16 protein-coding genes are annotated in these 19,157 nt (G+C 63.8%); 11 read left to right on the top strand and 5 right to left on the bottom strand.

Features of this window, described 5'->3' with window-relative positions:
* Positions 1-76 precede the first annotated feature (76 nt).
* The 3 genes from ABIB66_RS00680 (at position 77) to ABIB66_RS00670 (ending at position 2,625) form a co-directional block, all read left to right on the top strand.
* Positions 77-1,267: a urate hydroxylase PuuD gene (locus ABIB66_RS00680; protein ID WP_354207312.1), complete on the top strand. Its 1,191-nt coding sequence runs from the start codon at positions 77-79 to the stop codon at positions 1,265-1,267.
* 146 nt (positions 1,268-1,413) lie between these two features.
* Complete coding sequence (locus tag ABIB66_RS00675; RefSeq protein ID WP_275170367.1) at positions 1,414-2,271, top strand: VOC family protein; 858 nt, start codon at positions 1,414-1,416, stop codon at positions 2,269-2,271.
* A gap of 78 nt (positions 2,272-2,349) precedes the next feature.
* On the top strand, positions 2,350-2,625 hold the full coding sequence (locus ABIB66_RS00670; RefSeq protein ID WP_027516602.1) for a hypothetical protein: 276 nt from the start codon (positions 2,350-2,352) through the stop codon (positions 2,623-2,625).
* Here the strand turns inward: ABIB66_RS00670 and ABIB66_RS00665 are convergent.
* Positions 2,622-3,656 (bottom strand): L,D-transpeptidase family protein, encoded by a 1,035-nt coding sequence (locus ABIB66_RS00665; RefSeq protein WP_354254015.1) that lies wholly within the window; start codon positions 3,654-3,656, stop codon positions 2,622-2,624. The two genes, ABIB66_RS00670 and ABIB66_RS00665, sit on opposite strands and share 4 nt — an antisense overlap.
* Positions 3,657-3,836: 180 nt before the next feature.
* Between ABIB66_RS00665 and ABIB66_RS00660 the strand changes: the two genes are divergently transcribed.
* Positions 3,837-4,793: a lytic transglycosylase domain-containing protein gene (locus tag ABIB66_RS00660; protein WP_354207317.1), complete on the top strand. Its 957-nt coding sequence runs from the start codon at positions 3,837-3,839 to the stop codon at positions 4,791-4,793.
* A 95-nt stretch (positions 4,794-4,888) separates the two neighbouring features.
* Here ABIB66_RS00660 and ABIB66_RS00655 read toward each other — a convergent pair whose 3' ends face one another.
* Positions 4,889-6,133: an MFS transporter gene (locus ABIB66_RS00655; RefSeq protein WP_354207319.1), complete on the bottom strand. Its 1,245-nt coding sequence runs from the start codon at positions 6,131-6,133 to the stop codon at positions 4,889-4,891.
* Positions 6,134-6,243: 110 nt separating this feature from the next.
* Between ABIB66_RS00655 and xylB the strand changes: the two genes are divergently transcribed.
* From xylB to cax, 6 genes are all read left to right on the top strand, one after another.
* On the top strand, positions 6,244-7,689 hold the full coding sequence (gene xylB, locus ABIB66_RS00650) for a xylulokinase (protein ID WP_354207359.1): 1,446 nt from the start codon (positions 6,244-6,246) through the stop codon (positions 7,687-7,689).
* Positions 7,690-7,899: 210 nt separating this feature from the next.
* A complete protein-coding gene (locus tag ABIB66_RS00645) occupies positions 7,900-9,435 on the top strand; it encodes a sugar ABC transporter ATP-binding protein (protein WP_354254013.1) in 1,536 nt (511 codons plus the stop codon).
* On the top strand, positions 9,428-10,468 hold the full coding sequence (locus ABIB66_RS00640) for an ABC transporter permease subunit (RefSeq protein WP_354207323.1): 1,041 nt from the start codon (positions 9,428-9,430) through the stop codon (positions 10,466-10,468). Before ABIB66_RS00645 ends, ABIB66_RS00640 begins: the two co-directional genes overlap by 8 nt.
* Positions 10,469-10,566: 98 nt before the next feature.
* Positions 10,567-11,514, top strand: coding sequence for an ABC transporter substrate-binding protein (locus tag ABIB66_RS00635; RefSeq protein WP_354207325.1), 948 nt, complete (start codon positions 10,567-10,569; stop codon positions 11,512-11,514).
* A gap of 338 nt (positions 11,515-11,852) precedes the next feature.
* Complete coding sequence (locus ABIB66_RS00630; RefSeq protein WP_354056747.1) at positions 11,853-12,164, top strand: hypothetical protein; 312 nt, start codon at positions 11,853-11,855, stop codon at positions 12,162-12,164.
* Positions 12,165-12,452: 288 nt separating this feature from the next.
* Positions 12,453-13,553 (top strand): calcium/proton exchanger, encoded by a 1,101-nt coding sequence (cax, locus tag ABIB66_RS00625; protein ID WP_354211186.1) that lies wholly within the window; start codon positions 12,453-12,455, stop codon positions 13,551-13,553.
* A 138-nt stretch (positions 13,554-13,691) separates the two neighbouring features.
* Here cax and ABIB66_RS00620 read toward each other — a convergent pair whose 3' ends face one another.
* Positions 13,692-14,888, bottom strand: a complete 1,197-nt coding sequence (locus tag ABIB66_RS00620) for a L,D-transpeptidase (RefSeq protein WP_354211187.1) — start codon at positions 14,886-14,888, stop codon at positions 13,692-13,694.
* 143 nt (positions 14,889-15,031) lie between these two features.
* On the opposite strand from ABIB66_RS00620, the gene ABIB66_RS00615 reads away from it, so the two are divergent.
* Entirely contained in the window at positions 15,032-16,360 is a 1,329-nt protein-coding gene (locus ABIB66_RS00615; protein ID WP_354254011.1) for a lysozyme family protein, read from the top strand.
* A gap of 255 nt (positions 16,361-16,615) precedes the next feature.
* Here the strand turns inward: ABIB66_RS00615 and ABIB66_RS00610 are convergent, their stop codons facing one another.
* Positions 16,616-16,966 carry a hypothetical protein gene (locus tag ABIB66_RS00610; RefSeq protein ID WP_081747933.1) on the bottom strand — a complete coding sequence of 117 codons (351 nt, stop codon included), beginning with the start codon at positions 16,964-16,966 and terminating at the stop codon, positions 16,616-16,618.
* A 558-nt stretch (positions 16,967-17,524) separates the two neighbouring features.
* Positions 17,525-19,144, bottom strand: a complete 1,620-nt coding sequence (locus ABIB66_RS00605) for an inorganic phosphate transporter (RefSeq protein WP_354254009.1) — start codon at positions 19,142-19,144, stop codon at positions 17,525-17,527.
* Between the last annotated feature and the right edge of the window lie 13 nt (positions 19,145-19,157).

Below are 19,157 nucleotides of genomic sequence, written 5' to 3'. Positions count from 1 at the left end.
CGACACATTGTAAGGGCGGGACCGCCGGTCGCGGTCATCAAGCTGCGGCATTGGTGTCGCATCTGTTGGGGTGATCATGTGGGGATCCATCATATCGGAATGGGCGAGCCTGCTGCTCCGCTGGCTGCACGTGGTCGCCGCGATCGCCTGGATCGGCAGTTCCTTCTATTTCATCGCCCTCGATCTCAGCCTTAAGCCCAGGAGCGATCTACCGGACGGCGTGCAGGGCGAGGCCTGGCAGGTCCATGGCGGCGGGTTCTACCGGATCATGAAATATCTGGTCGCGCCCGCCCAGATGCCGGATGAGCTGACCTGGTTCAAATGGGAGGCCTACACCACCTGGCTGTCCGGCTTCGCGCTGATGGTGGTGGTGTATTATCTCGAGGCCGATCTGTTCCTGGTCGACAAGTCGATCCTCGACCTCACGCCATTCCAGGCCGGCTTGTTCAGCCTCTGCAGCCTCGCGCTGGCATGGCTGCTCTATGAAGGCGCCTGCCGCACCGGGCTGGCGCAGCGCGAACTGCCCTTCGCCATCGGCGGCTATCTGTTCCTGGTCGCATTGACCTATGCTTTCACCCACGTGCTGAGCGGCCGCGGCGCCTTCAACCAGATCGGGGCGATCATCGGCACCATCATGGTCGCCAACGTCTTCACGCTGATCATCCCGAACCAGAAGAAGATCGTAACCGCCCTTCTCGCAGGACAGGCGCCCGATCCGAAGCTCGGCAAGACCAGCAAGGAGCGCTCGGTCCACAACAACTATCTGACGCTGCCTGTCGTCGTGCTGATGATCAGCAACCACTATCCCCTGCTCTACGCCACCCGCTTCAACTGGATCATCGTCGCGATCATCCTGGCGCTCGGCCCCGTGATCCGCCACTTCTTCAACGAGCGGCATGCCGGGCGCAAATCGCCGTGGTGGGTGTGGGGCATCGCAGCGGCGGGCGTGATCGCAATTCTCTTCCTCTCCGCGGCCGGCCCGCGCGAAGTCAAGACAAGCGCGCTGTCGGCGCAGCCGACGCTTGCCAATGTCGAGGAGATCGTGATGTCCCGCTGCAGCATGTGCCACGCGGCCGAGCCGGTCTGGGCCGGCATCGTCACCGCGCCGAAGGGCATATTGCTCGACGCGCCCGAGCACATCCATCGCAACATCCGCCTGATCGGCCGCGTCGCCGCCTGGTCCAATGCGATGCCGCCGGGCAACATCACCGAAATGACCAGCGAGGAGCGCGCCATCCTCGCCGCCTATATCGAGCAGGCGCGCTGACGCCATCGCGCGTCGATATCGCGTTTCGCGGAATGAAATTTCCGCATGTCCCGCCGATTTGAAAATGACTTGGCCGCCTATCCGGCGTAGACAGGATTTGCGGCCGCCGACGGCGGCCCAGTCAGTTTGCATTCGGGGAAAGAACAGTGGCCCTCAAGAACGTTATCGGTATCGACCACGCCGTGGTCATGGTTCAGGACCTCGACAAAGCCGCCGAAAATTACCGGCAGCTCGGCTTCACCATCTCGCCGCGCGGCACTCACAGCGCACATATGGGCACCGGCAACTACACCATCATGTTCGACCCGGATTATATGGAGCTGCTCGGCGTGCTCGCGGCGACCGAGCACAACGCGCCGGCGCGTGCCTTCCTCGACAAGCGCGGCGAAGGCATCGAGCGCATCGCCTTCACCGCGGTCGACTCCACCGCCGGCGCGGAGGAAATCCGCGCACGTGGCCTGGAGCCGATCGGCCCGACCGATTTCGAAAGGCCCGTGACGCTGCCTGATGGCACGATCTCGGCGGCGAAATTCCGCACCTTCATGTGGCCGACCGCGGAAGCGCCCGGCGGCGTGCGCATTTTCGCCTGCCAGCACAAGACGCGCGAGACGGTGTGGATTCCCGAGCTGATGAAGCACGCCAATGCGGCCAAGCGCATCAAGCAGACATTGATCGCGACCCCCGAGCCCGCGAAGGAAGCCGGGCATCTGGGACGGCTGATCGACCGCGAGCCAAAGGCTGATGCCGACGGCGCAGTGACCGTGGCGTCCGGTGGCAATCGTGCCGATTTCGTTTACTTGACGCTGGAGCAGCTCGGCAAACGCTATCCCGGGGTGCCGCTCGCGGGTCTTTCCGAACGCGGTGGCGCTGCCCTGGTGCTCGTGAGTGGCGATCTTGCGGCCACCGAGAAGGCGCTTGGTTCGGCAGCGGTGCGCAGCGGGTCTGCGATCTGCGTGCCGCCGGCCAAGGCGAACGGTACCCTGCTCGCCTTTGTTGCCGGCTGATTTGAACTAATTCTTTAACAAGCGTTTACCGGGCCGCCCTAGGCTTCTGGGTTACCCGCGCCTTCAGGGGCCAAGCGCATGTTCAAAGAGAAATCGCCGATCGCCTATGACGCGCCGGCCGAACTGAAGAAGTGGCCGTCGCTCAAAGGCGAGAGGCAGAAGGATCGAGGTCCGCCCTATCTCGTCTACAACGGCACGCTCGCCGACTGCGTCCGCGAGCTCATGGGCAAGCCGATCAAGGGCATCTCGCTCTACGATATCATGACGAGGCCGCAAGCAGCGTTCGATCAGACCGTGCTGTCGCCCGGCGATGCCGCCGAGATCGCGATGCGCAAGGACTTTCCCAAAGACTAATTCGAGGCGCGCCTGCCGCCGGACTTCCCCTGCTGCCTGGACGAGGAGTCCGTCGGCGCATCCAGGAAGACCACCGGCGTGCCGCGCTTGACGTGTTCGCCCAGCGCGCGCACATCCCAATTGGTCAGCCTGACGCAGCCATGCGACGCGGACTTGCTGACCCTGTCGGGCTCCGCCGTTCCGTGGATGCCGTAACCCTGCGCGGACAAGCCGATCCAGTATGCTCCCACCGGATTGTTCGGGCCCGGCTGAACATCGAACGGCTGTTTCGATTTGACGCTTTTGAACTTGTAGTCAGGGTTGTAGTGATAGACTGGATTCTCGTGGGTGCTGGTGACCTTGAGCGTACCGCTCGGCGTCGGACGATCCGGACTTCCGATCGACGCGGGAAAGAATGCAATCAGGGTGCCGCCCCCATCGAATGCTTTCAACGTGCCGTTCTTCTTGTCGACGTCGAGCCGCGCGATCTGCGACAACTCACGCCTCGCCGGAACGTTTGCAACGACGATGGTCTCTCCGACCTGGTCGAAGGCCTTGTCCGGGTTGAGCGTCCTGAGCAGATCGGCGCTCATGTGGAATTTCTCGGCAAGGCCTTCGAGCGGACTGGTGTAGCTCAGCGCCTTCAGCGGCTTCATGTCGTCGAGCTTGCCGGGCAGCTCCTTCAGAAACGGGCCCTTCACATCCGCGTCCGTGATCTTGTATTCGACGAGGACAGGGCCTTCGCTCGCGGCATTCAACTTGTCCCAAAGCTCCGGTACGATCGTTTTGTCGGATGCAACGCCGTTCTGCTCGGCGAATGCCTTGAGCGCCTTCTGCGCATTCTCGCCGAGCTTGCCGTCGATCTCCCCGGGCGAGAACCGCGCACGGTCGAGCAGAATTTGAAGCTTCACGATCGCGGCGTTGAGCTTGTCGCTGGCAATTTTCTTTGCGGGACGCGAAGCATCGTTCACCGCTGCTGCATCGAGATTGCCCGCAAGCACCGGAGAAATCACCGACAGCGAAATCACCGCGCCAAGCATCCACCGCATCATCTCGCTCGTCCAATTCGCAATGCCCGCAAAATCGCGGAGAGAAGTGTTTCCCGGCGGGAACACCGTAGTAACACCTGCGGAACCTGCGAGACCGCAGCTTTGCCGCAATCGCAGGGTTAAGAACTCCTTATCGCCGGCGCACCGCTGGCCGTTCACCCACAGTTCGAGGTTGCTCCAGCAATGCGATTTGTCGTCGCGGCTTGCGCCGCGTTCATGATTCTGATGTGCGACTTCGATCCGTCGGCGTCCCGCCAAACATCAGCTTTCGACCGTGCCGTTCTTCAAAACACTCAGGCCTCGCCACTTGTTCCCGTGGTCGAGCTGTTCCTTGCAAGCGTGCAGGCCCTCGAGCTCGCCAATGCACGCGCGTCCCATGAGGAGACACCCGAGCCGCCGCGCGCGGTCGAACCCGTCGCGCAGGCGCCGGCTTCGCCGACGGAGCGCTTCTGCCACGCGCTCCGTGGAGCCGCCGAAGCCAGCGGCATTCCGGTGCCGTTCTTCGCGCGCCTGATCTGGCAGGAGAGCCGCTTCAAGTCGAACGAAGTGAGCCAGGCCGGCGCGCAAGGCGTCGCACAGTTCATGCCGGAAACGGCAGCGGAGGTCGGGCTGGATGATCCGTTCGATGCGATGAAGGCGCTGCCGGCGTCGGCCAAATTCCTGCGCAAGCTGCGCGACGATTTCGGCAATCTCGGACTTGCCGCAGCCGCCTACAACGCAGGCCCCGGCCGGATCCAGAAATGGCTCGCCAAAGAGAGCGAACTGCCGCGTGAGACACGCGACTATGTCCGCATCATCACCGGCACCAAGGCCGAGGACTGGACCGAGCGCGCGGAAGCCCTCGCGATCCGGATCGACCTGCCGCGCGAGGCGCCCTGCGAGGGCATCGGCAGCCTGTCCAAGACGAAAGATGTCGCCTGGGTTCCGGTGAACCTGACGCCCTCTGTCACGACCATCATTCGCAAGGCCGAGCAATTGGCAGCCCGGCTGACGACCAGCCGCGCACGCAAGCGGCTTGCGTCCCTGATCCGGAAGAGCACCCACGGCAAGGCACGCAGCATGATCGCCGCGCGCGCGGCGGGAAAGAGCGCGAAGGCCCGCGCCATTCGTTTTGCGGCGCGCGAACGATCTTCGGGCTGATGCGAAATCCGGAAGCCGTTCGATGGGGCGGCTTCCGGTGGTCCGCGACCTGGTCGATACGATGGCTTTCCCTTCCGCTCGACCCACCCGACGAACTACGAACGCGACGATGCATAAGTCAAAAAGATCAGCGAGCCGATGCCAAGCATGGCTGCCATGAACAGCAGCACCGCCGGCAGTCCCGCGAACGCCGCCACCGCGCCGGTGATCGACTGCATCAGCGCCGCGCCGAGGAAGAAGGCGAGGTTGATCGCCGCGAGCGCCTTGCCTGCCACTTGCGCGTCGACCAACTGCCGCGACATGCCGAACAGCAGCGGCTGCGCCGAGGTCGCCAGGCCAATGAGCACGAACAGCACGAGGTCGTATTGCGGCGGCATCACGGGAAGGCCGAGCAGCATCGAGACGGCATAGTGCGGCGCCCCTAACGCCATCAGCGCCAGCAGCAATGCGCCGGCCAGGTGCGTTCCCGCCACCAGCGCGCGGCGGCGGCCGATCCTGCGGTCGATCATGCCGATGACAAGCGGACCCGCAATCATCGCCAGCGTGAACGCGCCGAGCTGGTTGCCGGCCTCGACCCGCGACAATCCCTTGACCTGCATCAGCCATGGCCCGCCCCACAGGCCGCGCAGCACCAGCGAGGTCGCAAGCGACACCAGCGCCAGCGCGATCAGGCCGCGCAAGGGCCGCGACAATCCGAGCCTGAGCACCTCGATCATCTGCGACAGCGGCGAGGATTCGTCCTTGTGCTCGGCCGGCTGGTTCGGCACCAGCAGGAACACCGCGAACGCCACGGCGACGCCGCCGAGCGCCGAGATCCAGAACCCGGCGCGCCAGCCGTAGGTGTCGACCACGAAGGCGAGCGGGCTCGACGACAACAGCATGCCGATATTGCCGATCGAGAGGATCGCGCCCGACCACAGCCCGAAGCGCGCGACCGACAATTGCTTGGCCGCCAAGGTCATCGGGCACATCAGCATGCCGGAGGTGGCGACGCCCAGCAGCACCTGGCCGACCGCGAAGCTTTCGGGCCCCGTCGCGAACGCGGACGCGATGGCGCCGACCACGGTTCCCGCGAGCAGGCTCAGCGACACCGGCCGGACGCCAAAGCGGTCCATCGCCGCACCGACCGGGATCTGCGCGGCCGCAAACGCGAATGGGTAGACCGAGGTGAGGCTCGCCAGCGCCTGTGGCTCGATGCCGAAGTCCGCCGCCATCAAATCGAGGCTGACCGCCGGAATGGTGCGCAGCAAGGTCGAGAGCATGTGCCCGCAGGCGAGCGCAAGCAGCGCAAGGATCAGCGCGCGGGTGGCTCCCGCGCCGTTGGTGGCGGCGGTGGTCATGGGCGTTGCGTCCCGGGAAGGTTTCGGGTGGGGTTACATGATTGGCGGGTGCATGCCAACATCGGAACGCCATGCCCGCAAAGTCATGGATGCACAAGGCAAGTGACATCATGTATCTCGGCATCGACCTCGGCACCTCTGCCGTCAAAATCGTTCTGGTCGACGACGCGCAGCGCGTGGTGGCGAGCCGGAGCCGGTCGCTGACGGTCTCTTCGCCGCGTCCCGGCCATTGCGAGCAGGACCCGGCGCAATGGATCGAAGCTACGTTCGCGACGCTGGACGCCTTGAAGGCGGATCACGCGCGCGAACTGGCCGAGGTCGAGGGCATCGGCCTGTCCGGCCAGATGCACGGCGCGACGCTGCTCGATGCCGGTCACACGCCGTTGCGGCCCTGCATTCTCTGGAATGACGGACGGTCCTTTGCGGAATGCGCCGAACTTGAGCGGCGCTGGCCCGCCTTGCGGACGACGACAGGCAACAAGGCGATGCCGGGATTCACCGCGCCAAAACTGCTGTGGGTCGCCAGGCACGAACCGGAGATCTTCGCGGCGACAAAACTCGTGCTGCAACCAAAGGCCTATCTGCGCCTGGTGCTGACGGGCGAGGCGATCGAGGATGTCTCGGACGCCTCGGGTTCGCTGTGGCTCGATGTTGCCAGCCGCGATTGGTCTGACGAGGGGCTCGCCGCGACTTCTCTCTCGCGCCGACAGATGCCGCTTCTAGTCGAGGGCTGCGCGCCGGCGGCACGGCTGCGGAGCGAGTTGGCGCAGCGGTGGGGCATGACCGGGCGACCGATGCTCGCCGGCGGGGCTGGCGACAATCCGGCGGGAGCCGTCGGCATCGGCGCGATCAATCCCGGCGCAGCCTTCATTTCGCTCGGAACCTCCGGCGCATTACTGGTGCCGACCGAGACGATCGCGGCTAACCCGGAGCGGGTCGTGCACACGTTCTGTCATGCCGTCCCGGGCAGGTGGATTCAAGCCGGCGCGATCCTCTCGGCGGCATCGTGCCTGGCCTGGATCGCGCGGCTGTTGGGGACATCCGAGGCCGACCTGCTGGCGCCGCTGGGCTTGCGCCCGATGGCGCCGTCGCCGGTCAGCTTCCTGCCGTACCTCTCCGGCGAACGCACCCCGCACGATGATCCGGATGTGCGCGGCATGCTCGATGGCCTCAGTCACGCCACCAATCGCGACGCGATCGTGCAAGCCGTGCTCGAAGGCGTCGCCTTCGCGCTTGCGGATTGCCGGGACGTTCTCGCCGAGACCGGACTGGCGATCGCGGAGGCGGATGTCATCGGCGGCGGCTCGCGGTCGCGGTTCTGGCTTGCGGTGCTGGCCAATGTCCTGAACGTGCCGGTGCATCGCTTTGCCGACGGCGAGACCGGCGCGGCGTTTGGCGCCGCGCGGCTCGGCCGCCTCGCCGTCACCGGTGAGGCAATCGAGACCGTCTGCACCGCGCCACGGCGCGTCGAGACGTTCGAGCCTGAGCCGGCGCTCGCGCACGCCTATGCCGAGCGGCTTGTGGAATGGCGCCGCCTGTACCGGCCGCGGGGCTGATCGCGATACGCGATGATGTGGCGAAGAAAAGGCATCGCACGCGAGATCGGTTCCGTCTGCAAAAGATAAAAGCAGCGCCGGAGCGTTCGTCCGCATGCGGGAGGTATTGCCCTGCGCCACAACCTTTTGTTTAATGCGCGCACCCGCGCCAGGGACCAACGAGACGCGGGTGAGATTGCGATGCCGCTATCGGCGCGTCGGAGAGGTGTGATGAGCGAGCCCATCCTCGAGATGCGCCGGGTCTCCAAATCATTCTTCAGCATCAAGGCGCTGCGCGACGTCGACCTCACCGTCTACGCGGGCGAGATCCACGCCTTGATGGGCGAGAACGGCGCCGGCAAATCCACCCTGATGAAGATCTTGTCGGGCGCCTACCGGCCGGACCCAGGCAGCGAAATCCGCATCGACGGTCAACCCGTGCAGATCAGCGGGCCGCTCGGCGGCCGCGCGGCCGGCATCGCGATCATCTATCAGGAACTCTCGCTCGCCCCCAATCTGAGCGTTGCGGAGAACATCTATCTCGGTCGCGAGCTCTCCCGCGGCGGCTTGCTGGCGCGCGAGGCGATGCAGGCCGGCGTCGGTCCGATCCTGGCGCGGCTCGGCGCGGATTTCACGCCGCAGACGCAGGTCGCCAATCTCTCGATGGGCCAGCGCCAACTGGTCGAGATCGCGCGCGCGCTGCACGCTCGCTCCAGGATCCTCATCATGGACGAGCCGACCACCGCGCTGTCGGCCGGTGAAAGTGAAAGGCTGTTCGCGCTGATCCGCCAGCTGCGCGCCGAAGGTCTCGCCATCATCTACATCTCGCATCGCATGGACGAGGTCTACGCGCTCGGTGACCGGGTCACGGTGCTGCGCGACGGCACGCTGGTCGGTTCGCTCGACAAGGGCGACATCCGCGCCGACACCATCGTCCGGATGATGGTGGGACGCGACGTCTCGTCCTTTTACAAGAAGGAGCATGATCCCAGAAACGATCCCAACGCACAGTCGGGCGCTCCCGTGCTTGCGGCCATCGACATTGCCGACGGCAGGCGCGTCAAGGGATGTTCGCTGACGGTGCATGCGGGCGAGGTCGTCGGCCTTGCCGGCCTGGTCGGCGCCGGCCGCACCGAGCTTGCGCATCTCATCATCGGCGCCGCGCCGATGGCCGCGGGCCATGTCGAGATCGAGGGCCGCGCGGTCTCCATCCGCACGCCCGGTGAGGCGCTGGACGCCGGCATTGCCTATCTCACCGAGGACAGGAAGGCGCTCGGCCTGTTTCTCGACATGTCCTGCCTCGACAACATCAATCTCGCGGTGCTCGGCCGGGATGCGAAATTCGGCGGCATCCTCGACCGCAACAAGGCCCGCGACCGCGCCAAGCGCGCGTTTGCGGGGCTCGGCATCCGCGCTGCCAATATCGGTGTTCCCGCCGGCGGGCTCTCCGGCGGCAACCAGCAGAAAGTGCTGCTGTCGCGGCTGCTCGCGATCGGCCCGAAAATCCTGATCCTCGACGAGCCGACGCGCGGCGTCGACGTCGGCGCCAAGTCCGAGATCTATTCGATCATCGACAATCTCGCGAAGTCGGGCACCGCGGTTCTCGTCATTTCGTCCGACCTGCCCGAGATCATCGGCATCTGCGACCGCGTCATCGTGATGCGCGCAGGACATATCGCGGGCCAGATCCGGCGCAACGCGACATCGCCGCTCAGTCAGGAGGAGATCATGGCCCTCGCCACCGGAACGGAGCAGCTCGATGCCTGAGAACGGCGCCTCGTCCAGCACCGCCCCCGTCGCGCCCGGTCTAGCCGCCGCGCAGGAGACGAAGCGGCAGCGGACGCGGATGATCATTCGCGCGGTCGGCATGCTGCCGGTGCTGCTGTTGCTGTGCATCGGCTTTCATGTGCTGTCGGACGGGCGCTTCTTCACCGGCCAGAACATCGGCATCGTGGTGCAGCAGTCCGCGGTCAATACCGTGCTGGCCGCGGGCATGACCTTCGTCATCCTCACCGGCGGCATTGACCTCTCGGTCGGCTCGATCCTGGCGGCGTCGGCGATGGCCGGGCTGATCATCTCCAAATTCCCTGATCTCGGGGTGCTGTGGTTGCCGGCCGCGGTGCTCACCGGCGCGGTCTTCGGCATTCTCAACGGCGGCTTGATTGCGCTGTTGCGCCTGCCGCCCTTCATCGTCACGCTGGGGTCGTTGACCGCCGTGCGCGGCGCGGCGCGGCTGCTCGGCGCCGACACCACGGTGTTCAATCCGTCGATCCCCTATGCCTTCATCGGCAACGGCGCCTTGACCCTCATTCCCGGCGTCCTGTCGATTCCCTGGCTCTGGGTGATCGCGTTGCTGGTCATCCTGGTATCGTGGCTGGTGCTCAAGCGCACCGTGCTCGGGGTGCACATCTACGCGGTTGGCGGCAACGAGAGCGCGGCGCGGCTCGCCGGCATCAAGGTCTGGGCCGTGCTGATTTTCGTCTATGGCGTGTCCGGCCTGCTGGCGGGCCTCGGCGGCGCGATGCAGGCGGCGCGCCTCTACGCCGCCAACGGCCTGCAGCTCGGCCAGTCCTACGAGCTCGACGCCATCACCGCCGTGATCCTGGGCGGCACCTCCTTTGTCGGCGGCATCGGCTCGATCTGGGGAACGCTGGTGGGCGCGCTGATCATTGCGGTGCTGTCGAACGGCCTGATCCTGATCGGCGTGTCCGACGTCTGGCAATATGTGATCAAGGGCCTGGTGATCATCGGCGCGGTGGCACTCGACCGTTATCGGCTGCAGGGCTCGGCGCGGACCTGAGCAAGATAGAAATGCAGCGGGCGCCGCGCCGTCATGTCCATTTCGTCACGGCAACTGGTCGCCGTGCCGGAGCTTCGAACAGACCAGGGAGGAAGCCAATGTTGAAGTCGATCTCGTTTGCCGGCGCCGCGATGGCGCTCGTCTTGAGCTCTGCGCCGTGCTTCGCCAAGGAGCTCAAGTCGATCGGCGTTTCCTTGGGTTCGCTCGGCAATCCGTTCTTCGTCGCGTTGTCGAAGGGCGCCGAGTTTGAGGCCAAGAAAACCAACCCCAACGTGAAGATCACCACCGTCGGGTTCGAATATGATCTCGGCAAGCAGGTCACCCAGATCGACAATTTCATCGCTGCCGGCGTCGACCTGATCCTGCTCAACCCCGGCGATCCCAAGGCGGTCGGCCCGGCGATCAAGAAGGCGCAGGCCGCCGGCATCGTCGTCGTCGCCGTCGACACCGCGGCCGAAGGCGCCGACGCCACGGTGACCACCAACAACGTCCAGGCCGGCGAGATCTCCTGCCAGTACATCGTCGACAAGCTCGGCGGCAAGGGCGACGTCATCATCGAGAACGGCCCGCAGGTCTCCGCGGTGATCGATCGCGTCGTCGGTTGCAAGAACGTGCTCGGCAAGAACCCCGGCATCAAGGTCCTGTCCAACGACCAGGACGGCAAGGGCTCGCGCGAAGGCGGCCTCACGGTGGCGCAGGGCTATCTGACCCGCTTCGCCAAGATCGACGCCATCTTCGCCATCAACGATCCTCAGGCGATCGGCACCGACCTTGCGGCGCGCCAGCAGCAGCGCACCGGCATCGTCATCACCGCGGTCGACGGGGCACCCGACATCGAAGCAGCCCTCAAGGACCCGCAGTCGCAGCAGATCCAGGCCTCCGCCTCGCAGGACCCGTTCTTCATGGCCCGCCGCGCCGTGCAGGTCGGCGTCAACATTCTCAACGGCCAGAAGCCGGCGTCCACAGTCGAGCTGCTGCCGTCGAAACTCGTGACGCGCGACAATGTCGGCGAGTACAAGGGCTGGACCTCGGACCGCTCGCAGTAGCAGGCGGAAGACGGCCGGCGTCGGGTGCGGCGCTGGTCGGCTCGCGTGGCGTGGTGCTAGCTGGGCGTGCAGCGGTTGACCGGGTCGGCCGCGCTCTCGTTAGGCTCATGGTCTTGTGGTCACAGGTTCAATCTCGTCTCTCATCATATTCGCAGGCTCGACCAGCCGACGTCCGCTTTTCGACACCAAGCGGCCCCCTGAGTTTCAATGCAAGAGTTCAGCTGTGACCCCAAGCGGACCTTGGCCCTCCACGAAACGCGGGATTAACTTGCAGGTGTTTTGAGTGATCGGCACCAAGCCGTAGACGTTCACGCCTTAATATCCTCTAGGAGAACGCCATGATCCTTTTTGTGTGGGGCACAATACTCATGGTCACCTTCATTCCGGGCGCCATTGTTGGCTGGCTGGTTGGGAAAATTCCGTGTCCCACAGGGGTGTGCGGAGCATTGTTGGTTGCTGGATCAGCCCTTCTGGGGTTTGCGGCCTCCGAGATAATCGCTCCAAATCAGTCGGCCAGGTTTCATGAAGAAGAATTGCTGATGTACTCCCCACCGATTTTGGTCGCGATGTTGCTCGGACTATGGATCAGCCGCGCAAAAAAGAGGCCTCCGGCTCGCCCGTGGTATCTGCCCCCAGAGAAAGCGGAGTAAGGCCATCTCTCAGTTGGGTGACCTCATTTTTCTTCAGGGCGGCTATTGGCCCGTTTGAGACATGCCCGCCTATTCTGAAAATGTCCGTTCACCGGGGTAGACCGGAAGTCGCCATGATCCGGCCAACCGACGCGAATGACCCCACGACGACACTTTTTTTGCGGGGCTGGCGGACAACGGCCAGCGCGCCTTTCCCGGCCTTCGGGCCCGTGTTGAGCCAGATCAATGCCGATCCCGCGACGAGGCCGAATTTCCGCCGTCGCACTCAGTATGGATAGGGCGCCCGCTATGAAACCCCTGCTCAAGCAAATCCTGCACAGCCCGCTGCTCTGGATGCTGATCTTCGTTCCGGCCGTGCTGGTGGCGGAAGCGGTTGCACCGCATTCCCATACGCTGCTCTTCGTGCTTTCGGTACTCGCCATCGTGCCGCTAGCCGCCCTGCTCAGCCACGCGACCGAAGCGGTCGCCGCCAAGACTGGCGATGCAGTCGGGGGGCTGCTCAATGCGACGCTGGGAAACTTAACGGAGCTGATCATCGCGATCACCGCGCTTCAGGCCGGCCAGTATATGCTCGTGAAAGCGTCGATTGCCGGCGCGATTGTCACCAACGCCCTGTTCATGCTAGGTGCCTGTCTATTGCTCGGCGGCCTGCGCTATCACGTCCAGGAATATAATCGTGCCGGCGCGCGGCTCTACTCCGGTCTCTTGCTGATGGCCACCGTCGCCCTGCTCGCCCCGTCGGCGGTCGCCGACCTCGATCTCGTACAAGGCGACGCTGTCATGCGGAAGCTCAGCGTCGGTCTCGCCATACTGCTCATCGTCGCTTACGCGCTCGGCCTGCTGTTCTCACTGAAGACCCACAAGGAATTGTTCGCAAGTGCCGACCATAGCGAGGGTGAGGAACATTGGCCGATTGGCCTTGCGGTCGGCACGCTGCTGGTCGTCACTTTGTTGGTTGCACTAGTGAGTGAGATTTTTGTCGAGTCCGTACAGAAGGCGGCGGAAACGTTTGGAATGAGCCCAGCCTTTGTCGGCTTTATCATCGTCTCAATGGTCGGCGCCGCCGCCGAGTTTGCCGTGGCATTTTCTGCGGCGCGCAAGGACCGCCTCGACATGAGCGTCAGCATCGCGCTCGGCAGCGCTTCCCAGATCGCGCTGTTCGTCGCACCCGCACTGGTGCTGCTCAGCTATGTCGTCGGGCCGTCGCCAATGAGCCTGCAGTTCTGGCCGGGCGCCGTCACCATGGTTATGATTGCGACCGTGACCGCGAGCTTCATTACGAGCAGCGGGCGCTCGGCCTGGTTCGTCGGCGCCCTGCTTATCTTCATCTACGCGGTCTTTGCGCTGACGCTGTACGTAGTCCCGCCAGCGAGCCAGGGGATTGGGTAACGCCAACGCCTCCTTTTCCTCATCGTCCGTCGGCGCCGTGCCGTTTGTGAGTGAGTCCGTTGTTGGCCCAGAATTGCGGTTGGACAATTCCAGCGGGTTGCGCAGCGGCATCGTGCGTTGGTGGGTTGCGCCGGCGCGTCAATGCGTTACCACGATGAAATCCGTGTCTTTTCCCGTCTCCTGGCTAATTCCGTTGTCGGAAACAATCAACGAAGAGGCCGGCGTCAGGAGTTCAGAGATCTTCTCAACCGTATCCCGGGGCATTTCGATGCGGTTGAGCGCAGCGTTGGCTTTGTCGGGTAACGGTCCCGGCGCGGTTTGCTGCGCGGGCGCTTCTCGCCGTTTCGTGGCAGCTTCGGACATACGGGGCAATCCCTCTGGAATCGACACGACGCTCCAGCGAATAGCCGTTCCCTCGTTCTGGAATTCCATTGCGGTAAACACGTGCGTTCCCAGCGGCTCCTCCGGATTTTCGATCTTGACCGGGACATCAAACAACGGCGTGAAGCCCTGACGCACGAACAGCTTGCTCAACTTACGACTGACGAAGATGGAGATCGGGACGATCTTTTTAGGCACGCTTGCAGCGGGAGCCGAGCCCGGCTCCTGGAGACTGGCGGCTTCTGGAGTCTCGGCGTTTGACACCAGTGATCCCTGCTTTGCCGCGGCTGCACCGATGCTCTTGGTTGCGACGGTGGCACTCTGGAATTCGGACGAACCGGACGCGGCTTTCGGTTGAAAAAGCTGCGGATTGGCTATCTCGACCGGCTGGACATCACCATGCGCAATGATCACGCGCGTGCCGCGCTTCGTGAGATGCCAGAGTCGAACGGCAAAATCATTCTTCAAACGGATGCAGCCGTGTGACGCTGGATGCCCGGGCACGACACCGGCGTGCAACGCTATCCCTGACCAGGTGATGCGTTGCATGTAGGGCATGGGGGCGGCGCTATAAATATTTGAACGGTGCCATCGTTCTTTGCTGATGACGCTGAACACGCCGAGGGGCGTCGGATGCCCCTCCATTCCCGTGGACACCGAAGAGCGTGCAATCAGGGCCCCGTTGTCAAAAAGCGAGATCCGTTGGTCTGCTATCGAGATGATGATCTGGAGCGGGCCCTTCGGAAGGGGCTCGGGCCGAACGCTCTTCGCCGTTTCAGAGTTTGTCTGCCGGTGGTGGTGCTTGTCTTTGTACGGAGCGTATTGGCTTCGCCAGAACGTGTGTTGGGGTCCAAGCAGAAATTGAGCGTGTGCGATCCCCGCAGGGAGCATGAAAATGGCGAATACAGCGGTTGTTATCGCGCGCTGCATTGCTGGCAATTCCTTAACGAACATCGCCCGGTCCCCGTAGGCGCCATTCCATCGTTTCGAGACGATGCGCGAAGCCGAAGCCTGATGCGTCATCCTGACAGCGCACCAAGCCTCTCCTCCAAATCTGGTCGCAGTGGGTCGAAAATTGGACCGTACTCACAATTGCCGTGGGAGTTGCCGCTGAGACGGGCGCGATTGCTTGTGATCGACGCGTTGCAATCGGGCAACACGTTTCGGAAAAATTGACGAGCGGCCGTTCGCGCCATTGCGCGACCCACATTGAACCCAAGAATGAGCCTCTTCGCATGCTTGGCTTTTCTACACGGCTCCGGTGGAGCCCATGGGGGGACGGCATCATGAACCCGCGGCGATTTACGATAGTGGTGCCGACGTTTTGCGGAACGGTCGTTCTCGCGGGGTGGATCGTTGGCTGGCTGGCTGGCTTCGGTCCGGCCGGCACCGAAAACGCCCGCGCAGTGACAATCCAGGAGCGCGCAGCATCTCTCGCCGCCAACGCGAGGCTCGCGGATGAACCGCAGGCAATCGCAATGGGCAACACCGGACCCGCGAACGCCGCTGTCGCTAGCGCCGAAGTGGCGACGGCCGCTGAGCCCGCGGCGGGGACGGCCACCGACACGACGGCGGCCTCGGATAAATCGGAATCGATCGTCGTGGCCGCGTTGCCCGATCCGTCGCAAACGTTGTCGGCCGATTTACCGCCTGCGCAGGACTCGGTGGACTTGGCCCACCATGATGTCGCCCAGCTGGCGCCGACCACGTGCGGTGCATCCGGCGGTGCCTCCAGCACGGGGCCGCAGGATTTCCGGTATCTCATTTGTTATGTCTGGTCCGAACTGCCGCCTGCCGAGAAGCCGGCTGCGATCGTCTTGCGTTCGTTCAAGGACATCCCGGTCGGAACGCCGGTGGAAGAGATCAAGCGCGCGTCCGACGCTTTCGGTCTGGATTTCGCTTTCATGAAGGCGGTGGCCAAGGTCGAGTCCGGGTTCGACCCCAAGCAACGCACCGGGTCGTATATCGGGCTGTTCCAGCTGAGCAAATACGAGTTCAGAAAATTCGGCTCCGGAGACATTCTTAATCCCCGCGATAATGCCGTTGCGGCAGCCTACAAGGTCATCACGGAAGGCATTCTATTCCAGTGGGTGACGCACCGGAAGCCGGACTTGAACGATCTTTACCTGATCCATCAGCAGGGCTGGGAAGGCGCCGCGGAGCACCTCAGCCAACCCAATCGCATCGCCTGGAAATCGATGTGCGCCACCAGCGAAGGCAGGGAGAAGGGCGAAAAATGGTGCAGGCGCGCGATCTGGGGCAATACTCTTCCGGCCGTCAAAGAGGCGTGGAAATCCGTGGAGAAGCTGACGTCGGAGGCGTTCGTCGGAATGTGGCGCGAGCGGGTTGCTCATTTCCAATCGAAATACATGGGCACCGCGACCGCCGAAGCCGAGCGGGCGCAGGCACCAGTGAATTCCCGTTGAGTGGTTAGCAGGAGTTGCCGCACCCGCGGGCGAGCGGGGCTTCACCGTCGCTGGTCGCGCGGATGCACTTTACATCGTCAACGACGCGCTCGGGTCGTTCCTGCTGCTAGCGAGGCGATCGATCGGGTGCCGATGTCTGCTTGTGGTCCGAAAGCGAAGTGTCCGGCACGCCGGCAACTAGGGCCATAGCGGGCATCGAGAATACGCGGGCAAATCGACGCGAATGACCCGAAGCCGAGCACCTTGAAAGTGAATTCAAGTCATGATGCCAGGCATGAAGCATCGGACGCGCGGATGGCCGTCTATGTAATGCCTCCAGACCATTGTACGGCCGAAGCGGTTTGGTTCTGTGACAACCGCACCGTCAGGTACGAGCACCCATTCGCCGTCAATGAGGACGCGGTAACGGCCCCGACTGGACTCCCAATCGGCATCGGACACGATGTATCCATCGGCATCGGTACAGCACTTTCCAAATTCGCTCTGCAAGCTTTCAAACCACGACTTCAGCGGAGAATGGTCGTATCGGCCATCGTCGCGTGCAAGTACCGGCGTCAGTAGCAACGCTGAACCCAACAACGATGCCGCAAGTTTCGCTGGAAACATCTGTTTGCCTCCGCGATATTCGCCGGCCGATCCGCTGGCTTGCTGCGGCTTAGGCTGGCAACCCGGAAACCAAGTCTGTTGCAACTGCCGCTGATGAGTGACGATAGCCACAATCGCTCGATGCTGTGATGGGACAGGTCATTGCCATCGCCCACTGACGTGAGTCCGGCAATTCGAGCGAAGGTTCAAACACGACAACGTTTCAACTAAAGGTCAGTGCAGCTGCTTCTTTGGCCTAGCTTGCCCTTAACCGACCTCCGGGCTGGCGCCGAGCTTGTCCGCTCATGACGGCGTAGCCGACCAAAGCCATCACAGACTTCCGTGCTCCGCCGTGCATGAGCGGGATTTGCCGTGCACTGCGGGTGAGACGACAGCTATTTTGATCTCGCTTCCAGTGCGAGCAACGCAAGGATCAGCGCGCGGGCACCGCCCGCGTCGTTGGTGGCGGCGGTCCCCATCAACCTCCCGTCCCGATCAGTTTTTCGGTGGCGTTACACGATCGGACGGCCCGTGCGCAAATGGCGCGCCGACAGACCATCGTTGCAGATGGCGAACGGGTCAGATCACAGCGTGGAAAATCATGTACAGCAGGCCGGCGATCAGCATGGCCGCGGGCAATGTCAGAACCCATGCCAATACGATGTTCCTGATCGTCCCCGTCTGCAGCCCCGAGCCGTTAGCCGCCATGGTGCCGGCGACTCCGCTGGACAAGATATGCGTGGTCGACACCGGCATGCCGTAAAACTCAGCGCCGAGGATGGTGCCGGCCGCTACCAACTCGGCCGAAGCACCTTGCGCGTAGGTCAGGTGCTGCTTTCCGATACGCTCGCCGACCGTCACGACGATCCTGCGCCAGCCGACCATGGTGCCGAGGCCAAGCGCGATCGCGACCGAGACCTTGACCCAGGTGGGAATGAAGCGCGTGCCGTCTTCCAGGCTGGTGCGATAGCTTTTCAGGACAGCGGCGTCGCCCGGCTCGAGCTTGGCGCCCGCGTCGGGCAGCAGACGGATGGCGTCGGCCGCCAGGTACATGTCGTTGCGCATGTTGGGCGTCGCCGCCGCCGGAACCCGGCTGATCGATCCGTAGCTCTTCACGCCATTGGCGACCTCGTCGGACAGGCTTGCGAGCGCTGCGAACACGTCCGGCCGGTTCAGGTCCCGGGTCTTGAGCGCGGTCCCAACCAGGCCGCGTGCATCGTTCGGACTGACCTGCTGAGCGCCTTGTGCACGCGCCGCGAACACCGACTTCGCCTTGCTGGTGATGTCGACGAACGCCGGCGTGCTCGAATCCGGCATGGTCCGGTTCAGAGCGTAGGCGGTCGGCGCCACGCCGATCAGGATCAGCATGATGAGGCCCATGCCCTTCTGCCCGTCATTGCCGCCATGCGCAAAGGACACGCCGGTGCAGGTCAGGATCAGGATGCCGCGGATCCACCACGGCGTCTTGCCCTTGGGCTCCTGGTACAGCTTCGGCACGGGAACGACGGCCTTCAGCAACAGCAGCAGCAAGGCCGACAACGCGAAGCCAACGACCGGACTGAACAGCAGCGCCTTGCCCACGCTCATGGCCTGGGTCCAGTCGACCCCCGACGTGGCCTGCCCGGTGGGGGCGAGAAGCTCGTTGGTAAGCCCGACGCCCATGATCGATCCGATCAGGCAGTGCGACGAGCTGTTCGGGATGCCCATCGACCAGGTCGCGAGATTCCAGATGATTGCCGCGATCAGCAGGGCGAAGATCATGGCGTAGCCGGCGGTGCTGCCGACCTGGAGGATCAGGTCGACCGGCAACAGCGTGATCACGCTGTAGGCCACCGCGCCGGTGGAAACCAGCACGCCGAGGAAGTTGAACACGCCCGACCAAATCACCGCGGTCAGCGGCGGCAGGCTGTGGGTGTAGATGACGGTTGCGACCGCGTTGGCGGTGTCATGGAAGCCGTTCACGAATTCGAAGCCGAGTGCGATCATGAGGGCAACGCCGAGGAGCAGCAGCGCACTGATCGCGAGCGGCTCGCCGACGCTTTGCGTATCGGTGAAGATGCCGTAGGCAGCATAGCCGATGCCGCTGACGAGGAAGAGCAGGAAGACCGCCACCATGCTGACATGGGGTTTCTTGTGGAGGTCGGGTTTGGCGGCGGCTTGCGCGACCGGACGTGCATCGTTGAGTGCGAGATCGGACATGGGGATAGCTCGG

This window comes from Bradyrhizobium sp. F1.13.3 (assembly GCF_040548265.1).
Classification (GTDB): Bacteria; Pseudomonadota; Alphaproteobacteria; order Rhizobiales; family Xanthobacteraceae; genus Bradyrhizobium.
The sequence above is the reverse complement of the archived record's forward strand: the minus strand, read 5'-3'. Positions and strand labels throughout refer to the sequence as shown.